This window comes from Synechococcus sp. H55.8 (assembly GCF_047462375.1).
Lineage (GTDB): Bacteria > Cyanobacteriota > Cyanobacteriia > Thermostichales > Thermostichaceae > Thermostichus.
In genome coordinates this window covers 1-18,173 of sequence record NZ_JANSJC010000013.1, presented here as the reverse complement: position 1 = coordinate 18,173, position 18,173 = coordinate 1, and the positions used below count along the sequence as shown (strand labels likewise).

The 18,173-nt window shown below is 60.1% G+C and carries 15 protein-coding genes; 11 read left to right on the top strand and 4 right to left on the bottom strand.

Annotated elements, in window-relative coordinates; all coding sequences use genetic code 11:
- Positions 1-56: 56 nt before the first annotated feature.
- Positions 57-989, top strand: coding sequence for an SGNH/GDSL hydrolase family protein (locus NW862_RS07090; RefSeq protein WP_414427054.1), 933 nt, complete (start codon positions 57-59; stop codon positions 987-989).
- A gap of 91 nt (positions 990-1,080) precedes the next feature.
- Here the strand turns inward: NW862_RS07090 and NW862_RS07085 are convergent, their stop codons facing one another.
- Positions 1,081-2,925 (bottom strand): ribonuclease J, encoded by a 1,845-nt coding sequence (locus NW862_RS07085; RefSeq protein ID WP_414368976.1) that lies wholly within the window; start codon positions 2,923-2,925, stop codon positions 1,081-1,083.
- 221 nt (positions 2,926-3,146) lie between these two features.
- On the bottom strand, positions 3,147-4,067 hold the full coding sequence (dapA, locus tag NW862_RS07080) for a 4-hydroxy-tetrahydrodipicolinate synthase (protein WP_414335476.1): 921 nt from the start codon (positions 4,065-4,067) through the stop codon (positions 3,147-3,149).
- A 274-nt stretch (positions 4,068-4,341) separates the two neighbouring features.
- Here dapA and NW862_RS07075 point away from each other — a divergent pair, with 274 nt between their 5' ends.
- A complete protein-coding gene (locus NW862_RS07075) occupies positions 4,342-4,968 on the top strand; it encodes a nitroreductase family protein (protein WP_414335478.1) in 627 nt (208 codons plus the stop codon).
- On the opposite strand, the gene trpD is transcribed toward NW862_RS07075, so the two are convergent.
- Positions 4,965-5,996 carry an anthranilate phosphoribosyltransferase gene (gene trpD, locus NW862_RS07070; protein WP_414335480.1) on the bottom strand — a complete coding sequence of 344 codons (1,032 nt, stop codon included), beginning with the start codon at positions 5,994-5,996 and terminating at the stop codon, positions 4,965-4,967. The genes NW862_RS07075 and trpD overlap by 4 nt on opposite strands.
- 191 nt (positions 5,997-6,187) lie before the next feature.
- On the opposite strand from trpD, the gene trmFO reads away from it, so the two are divergent.
- From trmFO to NW862_RS07025, 9 genes are all read left to right on the top strand, one after another.
- The gene (gene trmFO, locus NW862_RS07065; RefSeq protein ID WP_414335374.1) at positions 6,188-7,555 is read left to right on the top strand and encodes an FADH(2)-oxidizing methylenetetrahydrofolate--tRNA-(uracil(54)-C(5))-methyltransferase TrmFO; all 1,368 of its coding nucleotides are present in this window, start codon (positions 6,188-6,190) and stop codon (positions 7,553-7,555) included.
- 131 nt (positions 7,556-7,686) lie between these two features.
- A complete protein-coding gene (locus NW862_RS07060; RefSeq protein WP_414335372.1) occupies positions 7,687-8,898 on the top strand; it encodes an acetate kinase in 1,212 nt (403 codons plus the stop codon).
- 240 nt (positions 8,899-9,138) lie between these two features.
- Complete coding sequence (locus NW862_RS07055; RefSeq protein ID WP_414335370.1) at positions 9,139-9,612, top strand: hypothetical protein; 474 nt, start codon at positions 9,139-9,141, stop codon at positions 9,610-9,612.
- 348 nt (positions 9,613-9,960) lie between these two features.
- A complete protein-coding gene (locus tag NW862_RS07050; RefSeq protein WP_414427053.1) occupies positions 9,961-10,518 on the top strand; it encodes an FHA domain-containing protein in 558 nt (185 codons plus the stop codon).
- Between the two features lie 145 nt (positions 10,519-10,663).
- Positions 10,664-12,679 carry an FHA domain-containing protein gene (locus tag NW862_RS07045; RefSeq protein WP_414349268.1) on the top strand — a complete coding sequence of 672 codons (2,016 nt, stop codon included), beginning with the start codon at positions 10,664-10,666 and terminating at the stop codon, positions 12,677-12,679.
- A 57-nt stretch (positions 12,680-12,736) separates the two neighbouring features.
- The gene (locus tag NW862_RS07040; protein ID WP_414335364.1) at positions 12,737-13,189 is read left to right on the top strand and encodes a hypothetical protein; all 453 of its coding nucleotides are present in this window, start codon (positions 12,737-12,739) and stop codon (positions 13,187-13,189) included.
- A 124-nt stretch (positions 13,190-13,313) separates the two neighbouring features.
- Positions 13,314-14,231, top strand: coding sequence for a 4-(cytidine 5'-diphospho)-2-C-methyl-D-erythritol kinase (gene ispE, locus NW862_RS07035; protein ID WP_414349272.1), 918 nt, complete (start codon positions 13,314-13,316; stop codon positions 14,229-14,231).
- A gap of 79 nt (positions 14,232-14,310) precedes the next feature.
- A complete protein-coding gene (locus tag NW862_RS07030; RefSeq protein WP_414427052.1) occupies positions 14,311-15,165 on the top strand; it encodes a hypothetical protein in 855 nt (284 codons plus the stop codon).
- 101 nt (positions 15,166-15,266) lie between these two features.
- Complete coding sequence (locus NW862_RS07025; RefSeq protein WP_414335360.1) at positions 15,267-16,109, top strand: universal stress protein; 843 nt, start codon at positions 15,267-15,269, stop codon at positions 16,107-16,109.
- 19 nt (positions 16,110-16,128) lie between these two features.
- On the opposite strand, the gene NW862_RS07020 is transcribed toward NW862_RS07025, so the two are convergent.
- A complete protein-coding gene (locus NW862_RS07020) occupies positions 16,129-18,075 on the bottom strand; it encodes an alpha-1,4-glucan--maltose-1-phosphate maltosyltransferase (RefSeq protein WP_414427051.1) in 1,947 nt (648 codons plus the stop codon).
- Between the last annotated feature and the right edge of the window lie 98 nt (positions 18,076-18,173).

Below are 18,173 nucleotides of genomic sequence, written 5' to 3'. Positions count from 1 at the left end.
CCCCTACTTGGCAAAAGAGGCAAGCCCCCAGACCCGTTCGGTTGCTGCTGCTCTCTATGGCAATCGGGATGCTGGGGTGGGGGCTAACTGCTTGTTCCGAAGCCTCTGGATCTCCCCCCGCTGTTCTCATACCCAGCCCGCCCGCCCTCACCCGCTACGTTGCTCTGGGAGCCAGTGATGCCGTTGGCTTCAACGCCTCCATCTCCTGCGATGGTCCAGCCAACGCTGCCGGCACCCGCCCGCAGCGCTCAGAGCCGCTGGACTGCCCCAATGGGACGGGGTATGTCCCCCGCCTGGCCCGCCTGCTGCCCGGCCCGGTGGAGCTAATTAACTTGGGCCGCTCAGGAGCGGTACTCAGCCCAGCCATGCAAGCCCTGCGGGAAGGGATCCCGGCCAACCTGCTCCAGGATCAAGTGCCGCGCATCCCTCCCGACGCCACCCTGATCACCCTCTGGGTGGGCGGCAACGACACCAACGCTATTGTCTTCGCGGCAGCCCAACGGGCTCTGCGCGGCGAGGATCCCTTGCCCTTTGTTGAGCGCCAGATCCAACAATTTGCCGCCGACTACCAAACCCTGCTGCAGGCGGTGCGGGCCCGTGCTCCCCAAGCTCGCCTGGCGGTGGCCAACCTGCCCAACTTCGCCCTGATCCCCCTGGGGCAGCAGCAGCCCAGGGGCCTGCGGCAACTGCTGGCTTGGGTCTCCGTCGGCCTCAGCCAACGGGCCATCAACCCCTTGAGCCAAGAAGGGATCCCCGTGGTGGATCTCCTCTGCGATCCCCGCTCCTACCGCCGCGAGTCTTTCTTCCCCGGCCCGCTGGCCGATGGCTTTCACCCCAACGACCGGGGATATGCCGACCTGGCCGAGGCTTTCTTGAGGATCCTGCAGCAGCCCGTCCCGCCCCAGCGCCGCTGCCCGCCCTTTAGCGAGGTGGGATCCCTCCCCTCAGCAGCAGAAATCTCCTGGCCACTAGATCCGCACTCCCTCTAGGGTGCCGCGCCGATGATGCCTCTACATCCCCGCTCCTCTCCCGTAGCAGGAAAGAGGCGCTGGAGTCTTGGGAAACCCCAGCAAGCCGGTCTTAAGAAGCCGCCACCGCCGCCGAGGAGCGCCGCCGTCGTCCCAGGGCCAGCCGTTCCTGTTCCGGCTGGGCTTCCCCAACTGGCAGAGAGGTGACCGGCACAGACTCCTCTTCAGGCGACTGGACAAAAACCAGTACCGTCGGCTTGCCGGGCAGTTGTTCGCGGACAAAGCGGCGCACCACCCGCTCCACCTCTGCCTTGAGGCCGGCCCAGTCGATCTCCAGCCTGCCCCGCTCCAGCGAGCAGGCAAAGCGCGGCCAAGCTTGCTTGAGGGTGTCCTCCAGCAGGGGTTTTAGGTCGGATCCTTTAAAAGAATTGCCCTCACCCGCCAGGCCCAAACTTTGCACCTGCGGCGTGCAGAGCAACTGGCCGCTGCCATCCAAGCTGATCACTACCGTCACCATGCCATCTTTGGCCATCTGCTGGCGCTCCTGCAGCATCTCGTCCATGACCACCCCATCGTGGGAAGCGGCGATCATCTGCAGGCCAGAGGGGACGCGGCCCGTGACAGCAATGCGTTCACGGTTGACCTCCACCACATCGCCGTTGCCGATAATCACGATGTTTTCCCGCGGGATCCCCATGCTCATCGCCGTTTCGGCATGTTTGACCAGCATGCGGTACTCCCCGTGGGTGGGGACAAAGAACTTGGGACGGGTGAGGGCGATCATCAGCTTTTGATCTTCCTGGCAGCCGTGGCCAGAAACGTGTAGCCCCTTGTCCTTGCCGTAGATGACATTGGCCCCCAGCTCCATCAGCTTGTCGATCACCCGCGTTACTGCCAGCGTGTTGCCCGGGATCGGGTTGGCCGACCACACCACCGTGTCTCCCGGCTTGATCTGCAACTGCGGGTGCTCGCCATTGGCAATGCGGGTCAGAGCAGCCAGCGGTTCGCCCTGGGATCCGGTGGTAAGGATGATCACTTTGTCGTCCGGCAGGCTGTTGATCACGTGCATCGGCTGCAGCGTTTCGTCCTTGCAGCGGATGTAGCCCAGGCGCCGCGCGTGAGCCACCACGTTCAACATGGAGCGGCCCAGCAAAGACACCACCCGGCCCTGCTGCTCGGCAATCTGCAACACCAAATTGAGGCGATGTACCGAAGAAGCAAAGGTGGTGATGATCACCCGCCCCTTGGCTCCCGCAATCGCCTTGGTGAGACCGGGCAGTACAGAAGCCTCGGAAGGGGTAAACCCCGGCACTTCGGCGTTGGTGGAGTCGCTAATCAGACACAGCACCCCCTTTTCCCCATGCTCGGCCAGCCGCTGCAGGTCGAAGCGCTCCCCATCCACCGGGGTATGGTCGATCTTGAAGTCACCGGTCTGGATAATGACACCCACCGGCGTGTGCAGAGCCACCGTAAAGCTATCGGCAAAAGAGTGGGTGTTGCGGATGAATTCGGCAAAAAAGTGCTTGCTCAAAGGAACGATTTCGCGGGGGGCGACGGGGCGCAATTCTGTGCGGTTCAATAGCCCCACATCGCGCAGTTTCTCCTCCAGCAAGGCCAGCGCCAATCGGGGGCCGTAGATGACCGGAATATCAAATTCTCGTAGGTGATACGGGATCCCGCCGATGTGATCTTCGTGGCCGTGGGTAACCACCATCCCCCGCACTTTGTCACGGTTTTGCTTGATGTAGGTCATGTCCGGCAGCACGATATTCACGCCGTGCATACCCTCCTCTGGAAAAGCCAAACCGGCATCCAAGAGGATAATGTCATCCTCGTAGCGGAAGGCCCAGGTGTTTTTGCCGATCTCCCGTTCGCCACCCAGTGGAATCATCTGCACGGAAGAGGTGGTTTGTGGAGTCACAGAACGAGAAGCAACCGAAGAACGTGATGTTGGCATATGAGCTTAGATCCTCAACAGTAAAAAGCAAAAACAGAAATTGGCGCAAGCCATTCCCGACCCAGCTGTGGGTGAAAGCTGAACTCAGCCGCCACAACTCATCCATTTCCCAAAGGGGGAAAGAGCTTTTCAGGGAAAAAGCTACTTACCCACAGGTCAAACACCACAAAAGAACTCCCTGCAAACCCCGGTCATAGCGGAAGCAAAACCTCAAGGTGCCATCATGAAACTTTCGTCGCCATTTGCTTGGATCCCTTCGCTTCAGCCAGTAGGCCCATCTCTTCAAGCACCTGTCGCAAAACTTGCCGAGAACTGGGCTGCAGCGGCGCTAGGGGAAGACGCGCCCGACCCACTCGCCAACCTTGCATCTCCAGCGCTGCCTTGACCGGAACGGGGTTGGTCTCGACAAATAAAACCTTGAACAACGGAAACAGACGCAGGTGGTGGGCCAAAGCTTGGTCGTGCTGGCCTTTGGCGTAGCTCTGAATCAACTCCTGCAGTTGTGGCCCAACCAGGTGACTGGCTACACTGACCACGCCACTGCCTCCCAAAGACAAAATCGGCAGGGTCAGGGAGTCGTCTCCCGAATAAATAGCGAAACGGGAGGGAGTAAGCCGCCGAATTTCTGAAGCCACTTCCATTGTACCACTGGCTTCCTTGATGGCGACAATCGTTGTCAATTCTGCCAATTTTGCCACTGTTTCCGGCTGCAGGCTCACCCCCGTCCGTCCGGGAATGTTGTAGAGCATGATGGGCAGGTCACTGGCCTGGGCAACGGCCTTGAAGTGCTCGTAAAGGCCGAGCTGGGTAGGCTTGTTGTAGTAGGGCACCACCTGCAGAGAGCCGTCCAAGCCCAATTGGGCAGCCTTGCGGGTGGCTTCGATGGCCTCGCGGGTGGAGTTGGAGCCAGTCCCGGCGATCACCTTGGCCCGACCGGCCACAGCATCTCGCACCACGCGGAACAGTTCGTACTCTTCTTGCCAAGTCAGGGTGGGAGACTCGCCCGTAGTGCCACAGACCACCAAGCCGTCGCTGCCGTGGGTTACTAAGTAATCGGCCAAACGAGCGGCCTCATCGTAGTTGAGCTCCCCCTCATCGGTGAAGGGGGTAACCATGGCCGTCAGCACTCGACCGAAGTTCACCGATTGCTTCTCCTCATCAACCTCACCAATCCAACATTTAACCCCAGGATCCAGACCAGACCGGGTTACTTCTCCATCATACCTGCCTTTGCGTCAGGGATCCCGCTCGCCTGCTCTGCCAAAGCCCAACTCATGCCTCACCCGGTTGCCACAGGCCCAAAAAAAGGAGATAACAAAGAAGGCAGACCGTTTGAGCACGGAATGTATAGCATTTACCAATCTTGCCTCCGCCTTTGGGGGCAGCAGCCTTTGACCGACACCTCAGAGGATCCCTATGGACGCCCTAGCCGCCCTGAAAGAGCGGATTTCCGCCGACAGGTTTGATCCCAGCCGTCGTCTATCGGAAGCGGAGATCCGAGAGCTGGTTGCCTATGCTACGGAAGCCCCCTCTTCCTTCAACATCCAGCACTGGCGGTTCGTTGCCGTTGCCGATCCCGAGGACAAAGAACGCCTCAAGTCCCTGGCCTACAACCAGCAGAAAGTGGCGGATGCGGCGGTGGTGTTTATCATCTTGGGGGATCTGCGGGGGCATGAGAAGCTGCCTGAACTTGTCCAGAGAGCCGTTGCTGCCGGGATCCTCTCTCCTGATCGGGCGGAAGGCTGGGTGAATATGGCCCAAGCCACCTACGCCAACAATCCCGCTTTGGCGCGAGATGAGGCGATTCGCTCCGGGGCGCTGGCGGCCATGGCCTTGATGATCGCGGCGCAGGCGAAGGGGTTAGTGAGCGGGCCGATGATCGGCTTTGACCCGGAAGGGGTGAAGCGGGAGTTCGGCATTGCCGACCGCTACGTGCCGGTGATGCTCCTGGCGGTGGGCTACCCAGCTCCGGGCAACTTGCCCCGCAAGCCTCGCCTGGGGGTGGAGGAGGTGTTGGCTTTTGGGCGAGGGCGGGAGTTTTAGGAAGCCAGAAAATCGACCAATTTTTGCAGGCGATCCCAGGCGGCGCCGCTGGCAAGGATCTCCCGCGCTCGGGCAATTCCGGATCCCCAATCGGGAACAGCTCCCGCCACCTGCAGAGCCAAAGCGGCATTGAGGGCCACCACATCCTGCTGGGCAGGTGCTCCGGATCCCTGGAGGACGCGGGTGAGGATGGCGGCATTTTCCGCCAAGTCTCCCCCCTGGAGAGCCGAGGTGGGCGCAGGTGTGAGATCGTAATCTCGTGGGTTCAAGACTTCTGTGCGCAGGGATCCCTGGGAGAGCAGGCCCAGATCCGTGGCCCGCTCCAGCCCAGCCTCGTCGAGACCTTCCCGGCTGTGCAACACCACGGCTCCTTCCCGTCCCAACAGGCACAGGGCCTCGGCCATCACCGGCACCAGCTCCGGCGCGTACACCCCGATCACCTGGCGGTTGGGGTAGAAAGGATTGACCAAGGGCCCCAACAGGTTGAAAATGGTGCGAACTTTGAGGGCCCGCCGGTAGGGGATCACCGCCCGCATGGCCGGGTGCCAGTGAGGCGCAAACAAAAAGGTGATGCCCACTTCCGCCACCGCCGCCCGCACCCGCTCTGGCTCGGCGTTGAGGTTCACCCCCAGGGCCTCCAGCACATCTGCCGAGCCGACTTTGCCAGAGGCCGAACGGTTGCCGTGCTTCACCACCGGGATCCCGGCTGCACTGACCACAAAGGCCACGGCTGTAGAAATGTTAAACGTGCCGGCTCCATCGCCGCCGGTGCCGCAGGTATCCACCAACAGGGGCAAGTCCAGCGGGGATCCCAGCGAAGCCCGCTGCAGCACCCGCGCCATTCCGGCCAGTTCACCGGCGCTGACCCCCTTGGCTTGCAGAGCCGCCAGGATCGCCCCCGACACCACATCCGGCACTTGGTTCTGCAGCCAGCCGTTCATCAACTGTTCGGCTTGGGCTTCGCTCAGAGATTGCCGATCCAGCAACTGTCCCAAAAGCTGTGGCCAAAGGTCAGCTGTTTCCGTCATGGGTGGGGATCCTGGATGTCAGTGGGCATGCAAACGTATCGGCCCTCTCCGTTACTTGCTTTACATGGGTCGGGCCAGGCCAATGGTTAGTTTAGTATAGTGGGCCTGACCTAGGCCGGCTACCGCTCCCAGCAGAATGGGGGGCTCTGCTTCGTTAAAGTTTAAGGTTGAGGGTCTTCTCGGAGGTTGCGATGAGCCATCCAGCCAGCCCAGCGCTTGCACCGGCAGAAACCTCTGCCCCCATTCATGTGGTGGGCGGGGGGTTGGCGGGGACAGAGGCCGCCTGGCAAATCGCCCAGTTGGGGTTGCCTGTCCTCCTTTCGGAGATGCGCCCCGTGCGCCAGAGCCCGGCCCACCACACCGATCAGTTGGGGGAGCTGGTGTGCAGCAACTCCTTTGGGGCTGCGGCCAGCGATCGGGCGGCAGGGCTGCTCAAGGAAGAGCTGCGACAACTGGGATCCCTGGTGATGGCGACGGCGGATCGCCATGCCGTGCCGGCAGGAGGGGCATTGGCGGTGGATCGGGCCCGCTTCAGCCAGGCTCTCACGGCAGCCATTCAAAACCATCCCCGCATCACTCTGCGCCGGGAGGAGGTGACGGAGATCCCGGAGGGCATTGCCGTCCTCTGTACCGGCCCTCTGACCAGCGATCCCCTGGCTAAGGCGCTGCAAGCCTTTACGGGCCTGGAATACCTGAGCTTTTTCGATGCTTCTAGCCCCATTGTCGCCGGGGATTCCTTGAACCGGGCGGTGGTGTTTCAGGCTTCCCGCTACGACAAAGGGGAGGCAGCCTATCTCAACTGCCCTATGACGGAGGCGGAGTACGAACGGTTTTGGCAGGCGCTGGTGACGGCGGAGCAGGCGCCCCTCAAGGATTTTGAGCGGGAGGAGCGCAAGTTTTTCGAGGGCTGCCTGCCGATTGAAGAAATGGCGCGCCGGGGCAAAGAGACTCTCTGTTTTGGCCCTTTGAAGCCGGTGGGCTTGGTGGATCCGCGCACGGGATCCCGTCCTCACGCGGTGGTGCAGTTGCGACAAGAGGACAAAGCAGGGCAATTGTGGAACCTGGTGGGTTTTCAAACCAACTTGAAATGGGGAGAACAGCAGCGGGTTTTTCGGCTCATCCCCGGCCTGGAACAAGCGGAGTTCGTCCGCTTTGGGGTGATGCACCGCAATACGTTTTTGAATTCGCCCCAGCTTTTGTGGCCAACCTTGCAATTTCGTCGCCGACCGACGCTGTTTGCCGCCGGCCAGTTGGTGGGCACCGAAGGCTATGCCTGTGCTGTGGCGGGAGGGTGGCTGGCCGGACAGAACGCTGCCCGCCTGGCCTTGGGGCTGCCCTTGATCACGCTGCCCCCTGAGACGATGATGGGATCCCTGTTTCAATTCATCAGCAGCGCCGATCCCAGGCATTTTCAGCCGATGCCGGCCAATTTTGGCCTGCTGCCAGAGCTGGAGGGGCGGAAGCTCCGCAACAAGCAGGAGCGCTATGGCCGCTACCGGGATCGGGCTTTGGCTGCTCTGACGGCAACCGGGCTGGTGCGCCAAGCGCAAAGTGCTTGAGGGAGCTGCGGGCAGTTCCAACGGTTGCATGAAGTCAAAGCCGAGATTGAGGGTTAAGTTGAAATTGCACAGATAAGCCCTGCAGAGGCCGATTGCGTTGGCGGGACGGAGTCCTTTGTGGAAAACACGCTGTGAATATTCTGGTTATCAATGCCGGTTCCAGCAGCCTCAAATCCTCTCTGTTCCTGACGGTTGAGGGCAAGGTGGAGGCCGCCCCCATCTGGCAAGCCCAGGTGGATTTCACCTACAAGCCGGGGGAGGCCCTCATCCAAACTCGCCGGCGAGGCGGTGGGTGGGAGCCTTTTCCCTCCGCTTCACCCGAAGGGGGGATCGGCCAATTGGCCCCGCTGTTTCAAAGCCTCTGGCAAGGGGAGGGATCCCTGCTGGCAGAGGCAGGTGAGATCGACGGCGTTGGCCATCGGGTGGTGCATGGGGGATCCCTGTACCGGCAGCCCACTTTGATTACGCCGGAGGTGGAACGGACGATCGAGCAATTGATCCCCTTGGCGCCGGCCCACAACCCTGCCGCGCTGGCCGGCATTCGTCTGCTGGGTCAACTGCTGCCGGGGATCCCACAGGTGGCCGTCTTCGACACGGCCTTTCACCAACAAATGCCTCCGGCAGCGGCTCTCTACCCCCTCCCCTATGCCTGGGCTGAACAAGGGATCCGCCGCTACGGGTTTCATGGCATTAACCACGAGCATTGCGCCCGCCGCGCTGCCGAGATCTTGGGCCGACCTCTGGCAGAGTTGCGGCTGATCACCTGTCACCTGGGCAACGGCTGTTCGTTGGCCGCCATTCGCGGAGGCAGAAGCGTGGATACCACCATGGGCTATACCCCTCTGGAGGGTTTGATGATGGGATCCCGGTCGGGGTCGGTGGATCCGGGCATTCTCATCCATCAGTTGCGCCAGGGCATGAGCGTGGATGAACTGGATCGGATCTTGAACCGAGAATCAGGGCTGAAGGGCGTTTCCGGCCTGAGCAGCGATATGCGGGTCATCTTGGAGGCAATGGAAGCCGGCCATGCCCGCGCCGAGCTGGCTTTTGATCTGTTTGTTCACCGGCTGCGCAGCCAAATTGGGGCCATGCTCATGAGCCTGGATCGCTTGGACGCGCTGGTGTTCTCTGGAGGAATTGGGGAAAACTCAGCGCCGGTGCGGGCGGCAGCCTGTGCAGATCTGAATTTTTTGGGGATCCAAATCGACCCGGTTTTAAATGCCGGATCGCCCCGCAACTGCGATATCAGCACTTCCGATGCTCCGGTGCGGGTTCTGGTGATCTCAGCCCAAGAGGACTGGGCCATGGCCACAGCCTGCCAGAGACTCTTGCAAGGAGAATAGGCAAAGGATTCTAAGGTCTCTTTCGGCCCGATTTTCTCCTTTTCGATGACCGGCTCGGTCGAGATAACCCCTGGGCTAGGAGTCGAACCTTTTCCGGCCAATTCCACTGCCCCCATCTTTACAGCTCCCCTCTCCCCCAGGGAGAGGGGCCGGGGGTGAGGGTCATCCCCCTGGGAGAGGGGCCGGGGGTGAGGGATGCCCTAAACTCAAAACCAAACTCATTTGAGGTCATGGGAAACGATGCAGCCTGCGCAACACACACACAGACGGATCCCCTTGCTGGTGCTCCTGAGCGCCGTTTTGGCAGGATGCGGGGGGACAACCGACAGCAGCAATCCCCTACCCTTGCCGCCGCCGATACCGGCCCCCTCCCTCACCATCACCGATCTCTCCCCGCGCACCGTCTCGGTGGGGCAAACTCCAACTTTTGTGGTGTCCTTCCGGGTGGAAGCTCCGGCTGGGATCCGGGGTTCCAACGCCTTTTTGGCTTCCGTCACCACTCCCCTAGGCAATTTCGTTACTTTAGGGGCTTTCGACGCTGCTCAATTGCCCGGCTGCTTCGTGGGGGCCACCACCTGCACCGTGACAGGGCTGACCCTAACCCAAAATCGCTTTACCCTCACTCAAACGGGATCCCATCAGCTCACCATCAGTGTGTTCGATCGGCAGGAGCGGCTGGGCAGCGGCAGTTTCACATTTAGTGGAGTGCTTTGAAAAAGGTACGGTGTGGAGTCGATAAGATCAGACCTCTGTGCTTGCAGACTTGGGCCTACTGCCAAACGCAGTCAACCAACAGCTTGTAGATCCCAATCTCCCCTGATGGGAGAAGGGCTGGACACGCTCACCTGCGGCAGCGCGGAGCGTCTGGACGCTGTCTTCAGCAGGAATGTGATTCGGAGAGCTCAACTCCGGTGATCTCAATCAGCACGAACCTCTGTTCAGGGGGATAGGTTTCAGTTGACTCAAAGAATAACAATTTTGACAAAAAAGACATCTTCTGTTTTTCCGGAGCTGACCTTTCGATAAGCTGAAGTCGATCACGAGGAACGGAGGCCTTGGGTTATGGAGCATGAAATTGTGTATCAACTAACTTTGGAATGGGCCGAAGCCGACCGGCGCCGATCTCAAACGGTTTCGCCCGTCCTCGCCAAGCTGGTCACCATCGGGCGGGATCCCGGCTGCGATGTGGTGCTCAACGACCCAACTCGCTCGGTCTCAGGAATGCATGCCGGGCTTTATCTCGATCCCAAAACTCTAAAGTTTTACATTCGCAACTTGACGCGGGATCGTTTGCCGCCTAAGCAGCCCAACCCCATTTGGGTGAATGGCCGAAAAATCATTCAGGAAGAGCTTGCGCTTGAGGCCAATAGCCAAATCCAATTGGGGCGTATTGTGCTGGGCGTGAAGTCTATAGAGGCTGCCAGGAAAGATCAAGGGGTGTCCCTGAGCCGTGGCACTTTGGACACCCTTAAGGTTAAGTGCAGCCGCCTGGAAAACCCTCACTACCTGCCCCCGGAATATCAGGGCCAAAATTGCCCCTATTGCGGACATTTGGTTTTGAGTGCTTCGCTGGTGATCCCTCCTCCAGAGGCTGAAAAGGCTTCGCAATCTCCTGCCTAGAGAACCAAACCGTTCCATTTTTCTCCTGGATCCCAGCAGTTGCAAAAGGGATCCCAAGCCAAGTCCAAGGTGACTCGTGAGGTTACGTTGTTCTGTGTTGTTCTCGATTGAGTCATTTTTACCTTTACAGAGGTGAACAAAAGCTATGCAAATTCAACTGAGCTGGGAAGATCCCATCACCGAAGAACAGCAGGAGCCAATTTTTCCATTGCCTCTCGCCTTGGGCAGAGAGCTGGCCCAATTGCCACAGGAATGGCAGGGGCAAGAAGTGGCCAGAGCGGTATTTGCCAGCCAGGAGATCTCCCGTTACCACGCCCTTATCTATCTCGGTGAGGGTGGCCAGGTCATCTACGAGGATCGCAGTGCCAACGGCAGCCGCATCAATGGGGAAAAAATCCGACAAGCACGCCGGGTGCTGCAGGGCGGGGAAGTGGTGGAGCTCGGCCCCTACAGCATCACCGTCAGTTTGCTGAGGGATCCCAACGCCACCCTGTTGATCGGCACCCCTACCCTTTTGCTGGAGCCCCGCACCGACCTCATTCGCCCGGCCACCCAACCCGACACCGCATTTGAGGTTCCCCCGGCTTCCACGGTGGTTTTCGCCCCGGAGCAACTCCCCGAGGTGCGGGCCAGCTCAGACTTTCCGCCACCGGACTTGTTTCGAGCCGAGCAAATTGCCCTGAGCGCTCTCAAAGCCACCGGCCTACCCGTGGAGGAGACCCTCTATTTGGCGTTGGGCGGCGGTATGGGCAGCTTTGTCTGGGTGGATACCCTGCGCATCTATGGGGTCAGATCCGAACACATCCGCGTCATCAGCATTGCCCGCAAACCCTACGAACGGTATGAACGGCTGTTGACCAACTGCCAGATCCCCCGTTGGAAGCGAATTCGCTCCGGCTCCGATTCTTGCCCGGACAACATTTGGGGCTGGCCCGGCTATGCCTTGCGAGATGCTTGGCGCTCTTTTTTCTCCGGCCGATTGTTGGAAGCATTTGGCTTTTTGTGGCAGGTGTTTAGTGAACCTTTGCTGGCAGATACTTACACGCCGCGGGCGGGGGATGTATTCGCCTCGATGGATCGGGAAGCGGCTCGCATTGGCTGGGATCAAATGCTTTGTTACGGCCATATTCGCGCCATTCGCAAAACGGAGGATGGGCGATATGTGGTGGCCTATTCGGCAACGCGCCCCGGCCACCCAGATCACCGCTTTATGGTGGCCAAGTACCTGCATTTGGCGACTGGGTATCCGGCTATCAAATTGCTCAACGACCTGCAAGAGTTTCGGGAACAAACAGGAGATTTGAAATCTGTAGTACATGGATACGAGCCCCATGATCACGTTTATGAGCAATTGGAAAAACAGGGCGGCACGGTCTTGATCCGCGGATTTGGGATCGTCGCTTCCCAGGTGATGGAGCGCCTCTACCAAGCCCGCAAAGTCAACCCCCGCATCTCGGTGGTGCATCTGAGCCGTGCGCCCAAAGGCGGCAATCGCTTCGGACGGGCCAAACGGGCGGTGGAAAACCATTGGGAGTTTCAGCCTTTCAACTGGCCCAAAGGCACTTGGGGCGGGGTTCTGCGCGCCAAATTGGAAGCAGCAACCCCCCTGGAACGGCGCGAACTGCTGGAAGCCTGGGGCGGCACCACAACGGCAAGCCGGCGCAAGTGGCGGCGGATCGTGCGGCAAGGGCTACAGGAGGGCTGGTACTCGATTGTCTTTGGCAAGGTGGAATCGGTGGTTCTCGGCGACAAGGGCAAGCCGGTGACCTACATTCGAGGTACCCACAACAACACCCAATTGAAGGTGGAAGCCGATTTCGTTATCGATTGCACGGGCTTGGTTTCGGATCCCATGACCCATCCTCTCCTCAACGACCTGATTACCCGCTACAATCTGCCCCTCAATCCCCACGGACGCCTACATGTTTCCAACGATTTTGAGCTGGTGGAGATGCGCAACCGGGATGGGCGGATGTATGCTGCCGGGATCATCACCTTGGGTGGGCCCTATGCGCCGGTGGATACGTTTTTGGGCTTGCAGTACTGCGCCCATCGCTCGGTGGAGCACCTGGCTCGGCTGCGGGCGCCAGGCGTTAAAGGTCTGGAAGGGATCCGATCCCTGTGGCAGTGGTGCAAGTGGGCCTTGAACCTCAGCCCTTAGCCTTTGAACTGAAGCCAAACGAACTAGCGATTTTGGCCAACAAAACTGGAGGAAACAATGACACCAACTCTCATTGGCCGTTGGCAAACCCGCATTTTTTTGTTAGCTACGGTAGGTGTTTTAGCGACTTTACCCTTTTATTTTGGTCTCACCGGACATGGCGGCAGCCTCATCTATTTTTGGGTGCTGTTCTACGTAGGTCTGTTTGGCTGTGTTTGGGATGTCGTGTACAACTATTTGATGGGGTGGATGTGGGATCACGATTGGCCTGGGATCCTGCAGCTTTTGGCCGGCATTTGGGAAGGGCTTTTCTTGGGCACAGTCCTGAGGCTGGTGGGCCTTCCCCGTATCCCAAGCCAACGGTTTGACCTGGGGGATTTTATTCTCCACTACAGCGTGGTCTGGGTTTGCCTTTACCTCAGCGCTTGGGTGGTGATGCGGATTTTGTTTCCCCGCTGGCGCTTTCGCGGTGGAGAGTGGCTGGGGCCATGGCCTCGCTCCGGCAACTAGAGCTGGAGGGATCCATTGCCGTTAGAATCGGGCTGGAAGAGCTCCCCGGATAAGCCTGGGTTTTGAACAGGTCTGTACAGGCTGAGGGGAGTTGAGAGTTGTTGCTAACCCAGAGTTTTGCCCCATGCAAGCCTGTACCCTGATGGCTCGCGCCAAGATCAACCTCTACCTGGAAATCCTCGGATCCCGTCCGGATGGGTATTCGGAGGTGGCGATGGTGCTGCAGAGCATTCAGTTGGCAGATCGTGTCCAGTTGCAGTGCTGCCCCCACGGGATCCACCTCACCTGCGATCGCCCAGAAGTGCCGGCAGATGCCCGCAACCTGGCCTACCAAGCGGCTGAGCTGCTGCAAAAAGAGTGTCAGGCCACTATGGGAGTGGAGATTCGCCTCGAAAAGCAGATTCCGGTGGCAGCAGGCTTGGCAGGCGGCTCGGCTGATGCGGCGGCAGTTTTGGTGGGGTTGAACCAACTGTGGGGCTTGGGCCTGACGGTGGGAGAGTTGCAGAGCTTGGCAGCCCGCCTGGGATCCGACATTCCCTTCTGTGTACAAGGGGGAACGCAACTGGCCACCGGACGCGGGGAAGTTTTGGAGCCGCTGGCCGATTGGGAAGGGATCCCGGTGCTCTTGGCCAAACCCAAGCACCTGGGGGTTTCTACCGCCTGGGCTTATCAGGCCTTTCGTTCTCGTCAGGAGAGCTTGGGGCCTGCACTGCCCACCTTGCCGCAGGTGTTGGCGGCTCTCAGCCGTCAGGATCTGCCGGCGTTGGCCAGGAGTTTGCGCAATGACCTGGAACAGGTGGTTTTGCCGGAGTATGCGATTGTGGGCGAATTGCGCCAATCGCTGCTGGCGGCAGGGGCACTGGGAGCTCTGATGTCGGGGTCGGGGCCAACGGTCTTCGGGATCATGCCCAGCCTAGAGCTGGCCGCCCAAGCCCGCGACAGCCTGCGTCGCCAGTTTCAGGATGTGGAGTTTTGGGTTACGCAGTTTGCCCCCACCGGAATTGTGCTGGAGCCGGATCCCTGCAGCCTCAGCCCCAGCTAGGGTGGATGGAGACGAAGGCCCAAAACGGAGCTCTGCAGGTACAATCCTCCTCGGCGGCGCCGTCGAGAGGGATCCCTAGATGAAGCCTTTGGCAATGGCAAGAAGCTGGCTGCTGGGCCTGGGCCTTGTCTTGGTGGGGTGGGAGCTGCCGGCCTGGGCCGGCTGCGGCTTCCCTCGCGGGGCAGGGAAGACGTTTCTCTCGCTCCAGCCCGAGGTGTACCAACCCCGCACCCGCTTTGACCAGGGGGGACGCCTACAGCAGGCCCTTTCCGAGTACGGCGAGACCCGCCTCAACCTGTTTGGCGAAACCGGCCTCAGCGATCGCCTCACCCTCAACCTCAACACCAGCTACGTTTTCCTGGAAAATCGCTTTGCCAGCGGGGCTGACACCGTTACCCAGCGCAACCAGGGCCTGCGGGATCTGGAGCTGGGCCTGCGCCACACCTGGGGAGAGGGGGATCCCTTTTTCTCGGCCCAGTTGACGGCCCTGATCCCGCCGGGATATGCCACCCAGAACACCCCCCTGCCCTTGGGCTATGGGGTTTTCGGCTACGACCTCAGCGCCGGCCTGGCCGCCTCAGGCAAGCTGGGATCCCTGCCCGCCTTTTTCGACTCCTGTCTGACCTTTCGGGACTACCTGGGCTACCCCGGCGACCGTCTCAAGGCCAACTTGACCTTTGGGACGGATCTCAGCCCTGAGGTGCAGGCCATTGTGGCTTTGGATGGCGACTTCACCCTTGGCAACGGCGCCCCGCTCCTCTTTGGGGATGTGGCGGTGCAGGATCCCGACTACAACAACCTCAAGCTTTCCGGCCAGCTCAACTGGCGCCTAGAGGAGGGGCTGACCCTGGGGCTAGGGGGGTTTCAGTTTTTGACAGGCCGCAACACCAATGCCGGCGGTGGCTTCACCGGCTATGTGTGGCTAAGTTACTAAAACTCAACAAAATGTTGCGGGATATCCACCTCGGCAACAGGGATCGGCAGAGGCAGATCTAGGATGAGACTTGGCAAACCTTGGCCTGGAGAACGGATCCCATGCCTCGCTTTGAAAACATCGTTGCCGCCATCGACGGCAGCGGCCCCACCGAGCAAATGGTGCACACGCTGCTATCTTTGCCGGCCTTTGCCCAGTGCCATGTAACCCTGCTGCATGCGGTGCCTTCCCAGACCTCTGCTGAGGACATGCGCGCTGCCTGGCAAAAGGGACAGGAGCTGTTGGCCCAGACGCTGCAGACTTTTCCCCCGCGGCCTGGGTTGAAGATCAGCACTCAACTGGTGGAAGGGGATCCCAAGGTGGTGGTGTTGCAGGTGGCCGAGTCCCTGCCCAATCCCCTGATCGTGATGGGATCCCGCGGGCGCAACCGCATCATGGCCATTTTGCAGAACTCGGTCAGCCAATACGTCTTCCAGCTCGCCTCCTGCCCCATGCTGCTGGTCAAAGACGACGCCTACGTCAAGTACCCCAGCCATGTCATGGTGGCCCTCAACAACTCTCCTGCCGCCCAGGTCGCCTTTGCCACGGCCCTGGATCTGGTTGCCGGCATCTCAGGGGCCCAGATTTTTCTGGCCTCGGTACAACTGGATGCCGATGCCCAAGGCCGGGACGAGGTTATAGACAAAGCCATTGCCACCCTCAAAAGCCGCCAAATCGGCCACCAGGTGTTTACGGCGGTCGGGGATCCCGGCACCGAGATCGTCCGCTTGGCGGAAGAGAGCAAGGCCGACCTGCTGGTGATGGGATCCCCAGATCGCCGGCCCAGCATTGCCCGCAGCATCCCCGACTTGGATCGGCTGCTGGGGCGCTCCATCTCCGACTATGTGCGGGTCCACATCGGCTGCCCCGTGCTGATGGTGCGCTCGGCCCAAGAGAAAGATTGACCGACTGCTAGATCTTTGTTCAGCTTTCGACGAGAAAAATATGGGCTGGCATCGTCCAGGGATCCAGCTTGATGTAGTTCGTGGATCCCTGCCAGGAATACTGCTGGCCATCCAAAAGGTCGATCACCTTGAAAGTTTGCCAGTGTTCCAAACCCAAAGCCCCCAGGTTGAGGGTGACCCAGCCGGATTGAATGTGAAACGGATCCAAGTTGACCGCCACCAAGATGCGGTTGCTGCCATCAAAGGTGCGCTTGGAATAGCAGATCAGGGCCTCGTTGTCGGTGGGGTGAAACACAAGGCTCCAGTCGCTTTGCAAAGCCGGGTTTTGCCGTCGGATCCGGTTCACCTGCGCGATCAGAGGCCGCAAGTTATCCGGTGCGTCCAGATCCCAGTGACGGATTTGGTATTTTTCCGAGTCCAGATACTCTTCGCTGCCGGGGCGGAGGGGACGGTTTTCGCAGAGTTCAAAAGCGGGGCCGTAGATGCCGTAGCTGGCCCCCAGCGTGGCCGCCAGGATGAGGCGCAGCATAAAAGCCGGGCGTCCCCCCTTTTGCAAGAACTCGTTCAGAATGTCCGGCGTGTTGGGCCAGAGGTTGGGGCGATAGTACTCCCGCATCGGGGTTTGGGTGAGCTCGGTGAAGTACTCCGTCAGGCCCCACTTGTCGTTGCGCCAGGTGAAATAGGTGTAAGACTGGGTGAAGCCCAGCTTGGCCAAGGATTTCATCAGTTTGGGGCGGGTGAAGGCTTCAGACAAAAAGATTGTCTGCGGGTGCTTGGCCTTGATCTGGCCGATGCACCACTCCCAAAAGCCAAAAGCCTTGGTGTGGGGATTATCAACCCGAAAGATGGTGACTCCCTGGTCGATCCAGTATTCGATAACGCTTTTTAACTCCTCCCAGAGGGCCTGCCAGTTTTCCGTCTCAAAGTCGAGGGGGTAGATGTCTTGATATTTCTTGGGCGGGTTCTCCGCATATTGAATGGTGCCGTCGGGCCGCTTTCTAAACCATTCCGGGTGCTCTTTCACATAGGGGTGATCCGGCGAGCACTGGAAGGCGATGTCCAGGGCGATGTCGATGTTGAGTTTTTTGGCCTCCGCCACCAAGCGATGAAAATCCTCTAGAGATCCCAGTTGGGGATGGATGGCCTTGTGCCCGCCTTCTGGCCCGCCAATGGCCCAGGGAGAGCCCACATCCTCCGGCTCTGCCGTCATAGAGTTGTTTTTGCCCTTGCGGAAGGTGCGCCCGATGGGGTGGATGGGGGGCAGGTAGAGCACATCGAAGCCCATCTCGGCAAGCAGCGGCAGGCGGGCGATCACATCCTGGAAGGTGCCGTGGGTGTGCTCGTCAGGGCCGCAGGAGCGGGGAAACAGCTCGTACCAGGTGCTGAAGCGGGCCTTCTCCGGATCCACCCAAACCCGTCGCTCCGGGTAGGCGGTGACGAAGCGGCGCTCGCCGTAGAGCTGCATCAGGGATCCCAGGGTTGGGGAAAGGGCGATCTCGATAGCCGGATCCCCGCCTTGGCGGAGCATTTGGGCGTAGTTGCGCAGCTTTGCCGCCAGATCCCCGCTTTGAGCCTGGGCGGCCCGCTCCACTAGCTCCGCCCCGATCAACAGCTCCACCGCCACATCCTGCTCGGCAGCCACCCGCTTGTGCAGATCCTGCTGCCAGGTTTGGAAAGGATCCACCCAGGCCAAGATGCGGTAAAAGGCTTGGCCAATTTGTGTGACCTGAAATTGGGCCCGCCAGCGGTCGTTGCCGATGGGCTCCATGAAGAGCTCCTCCCAGTCTGTTGCCCCGGCCTGGCGAAAACTGAGCACCGCCGAGAGTTGGTCGTGGCCATCGGCGAAGATGTCCGCCTCCACCACCACGTACTCCCCCACCGTTCGCTTGATGGCGTAGCGCCCACCGTCGATTTCCGGCGTCACCGCCTCGATGATGGCCCGTTGTCGACCTTCCGCTGGCCACATAGGGTTAACCTCGCCCCTTTTCAATTTCTAGAGGTGCACCGCCGCATGAGACAATGCACTTAGAATCATGCCAAAGCTTAGCCTTTCCCCAGTACACT

Bases quoted from the DNA above. Each gene is read 5' to 3' on its own strand.
- ispE (WP_414349272.1), top strand. From the start codon at position 13,314: ATGCAAGCCTGTACCCTGATGGCTCGCGCCAAGATCAACCTCTACCTG.
- NW862_RS07045 (WP_414349268.1), top strand. From the start codon at position 10,664: ATGCAAATTCAACTGAGCTGGGAAGATCCCATCACCGAAGAACAGCAG.
- NW862_RS07090 (WP_414427054.1), top strand. From the start codon at position 57: ATGGCAATCGGGATGCTGGGGTGGGGGCTAACTGCTTGTTCCGAAGCC.
- NW862_RS07020 (WP_414427051.1), bottom strand. From the start codon at position 18,075: ATGTGGCCAGCGGAAGGTCGACAACGGGCCATCATCGAGGCGGTGACG.
- trmFO (WP_414335374.1), top strand. From the start codon at position 6,188: ATGAGCCATCCAGCCAGCCCAGCGCTTGCACCGGCAGAAACCTCTGCC.
- trpD (WP_414335480.1), bottom strand. From the start codon at position 5,996: ATGACGGAAACAGCTGACCTTTGGCCACAGCTTTTGGGACAGTTGCTG.
- NW862_RS07055 (WP_414335370.1), top strand. From the start codon at position 9,139: ATGCAGCCTGCGCAACACACACACAGACGGATCCCCTTGCTGGTGCTC.
- NW862_RS07085 (WP_414368976.1), bottom strand. From the start codon at position 2,925: ATGCCAACATCACGTTCTTCGGTTGCTTCTCGTTCTGTGACTCCACAA.
- NW862_RS07040 (WP_414335364.1), top strand. From the start codon at position 12,737: ATGACACCAACTCTCATTGGCCGTTGGCAAACCCGCATTTTTTTGTTA.
- NW862_RS07030 (WP_414427052.1), top strand. From the start codon at position 14,311: ATGAAGCCTTTGGCAATGGCAAGAAGCTGGCTGCTGGGCCTGGGCCTT.
- NW862_RS07025 (WP_414335360.1), top strand. From the start codon at position 15,267: ATGCCTCGCTTTGAAAACATCGTTGCCGCCATCGACGGCAGCGGCCCC.
- NW862_RS07075 (WP_414335478.1), top strand. From the start codon at position 4,342: ATGGACGCCCTAGCCGCCCTGAAAGAGCGGATTTCCGCCGACAGGTTT.
- NW862_RS07050 (WP_414427053.1), top strand. From the start codon at position 9,961: ATGGAGCATGAAATTGTGTATCAACTAACTTTGGAATGGGCCGAAGCC.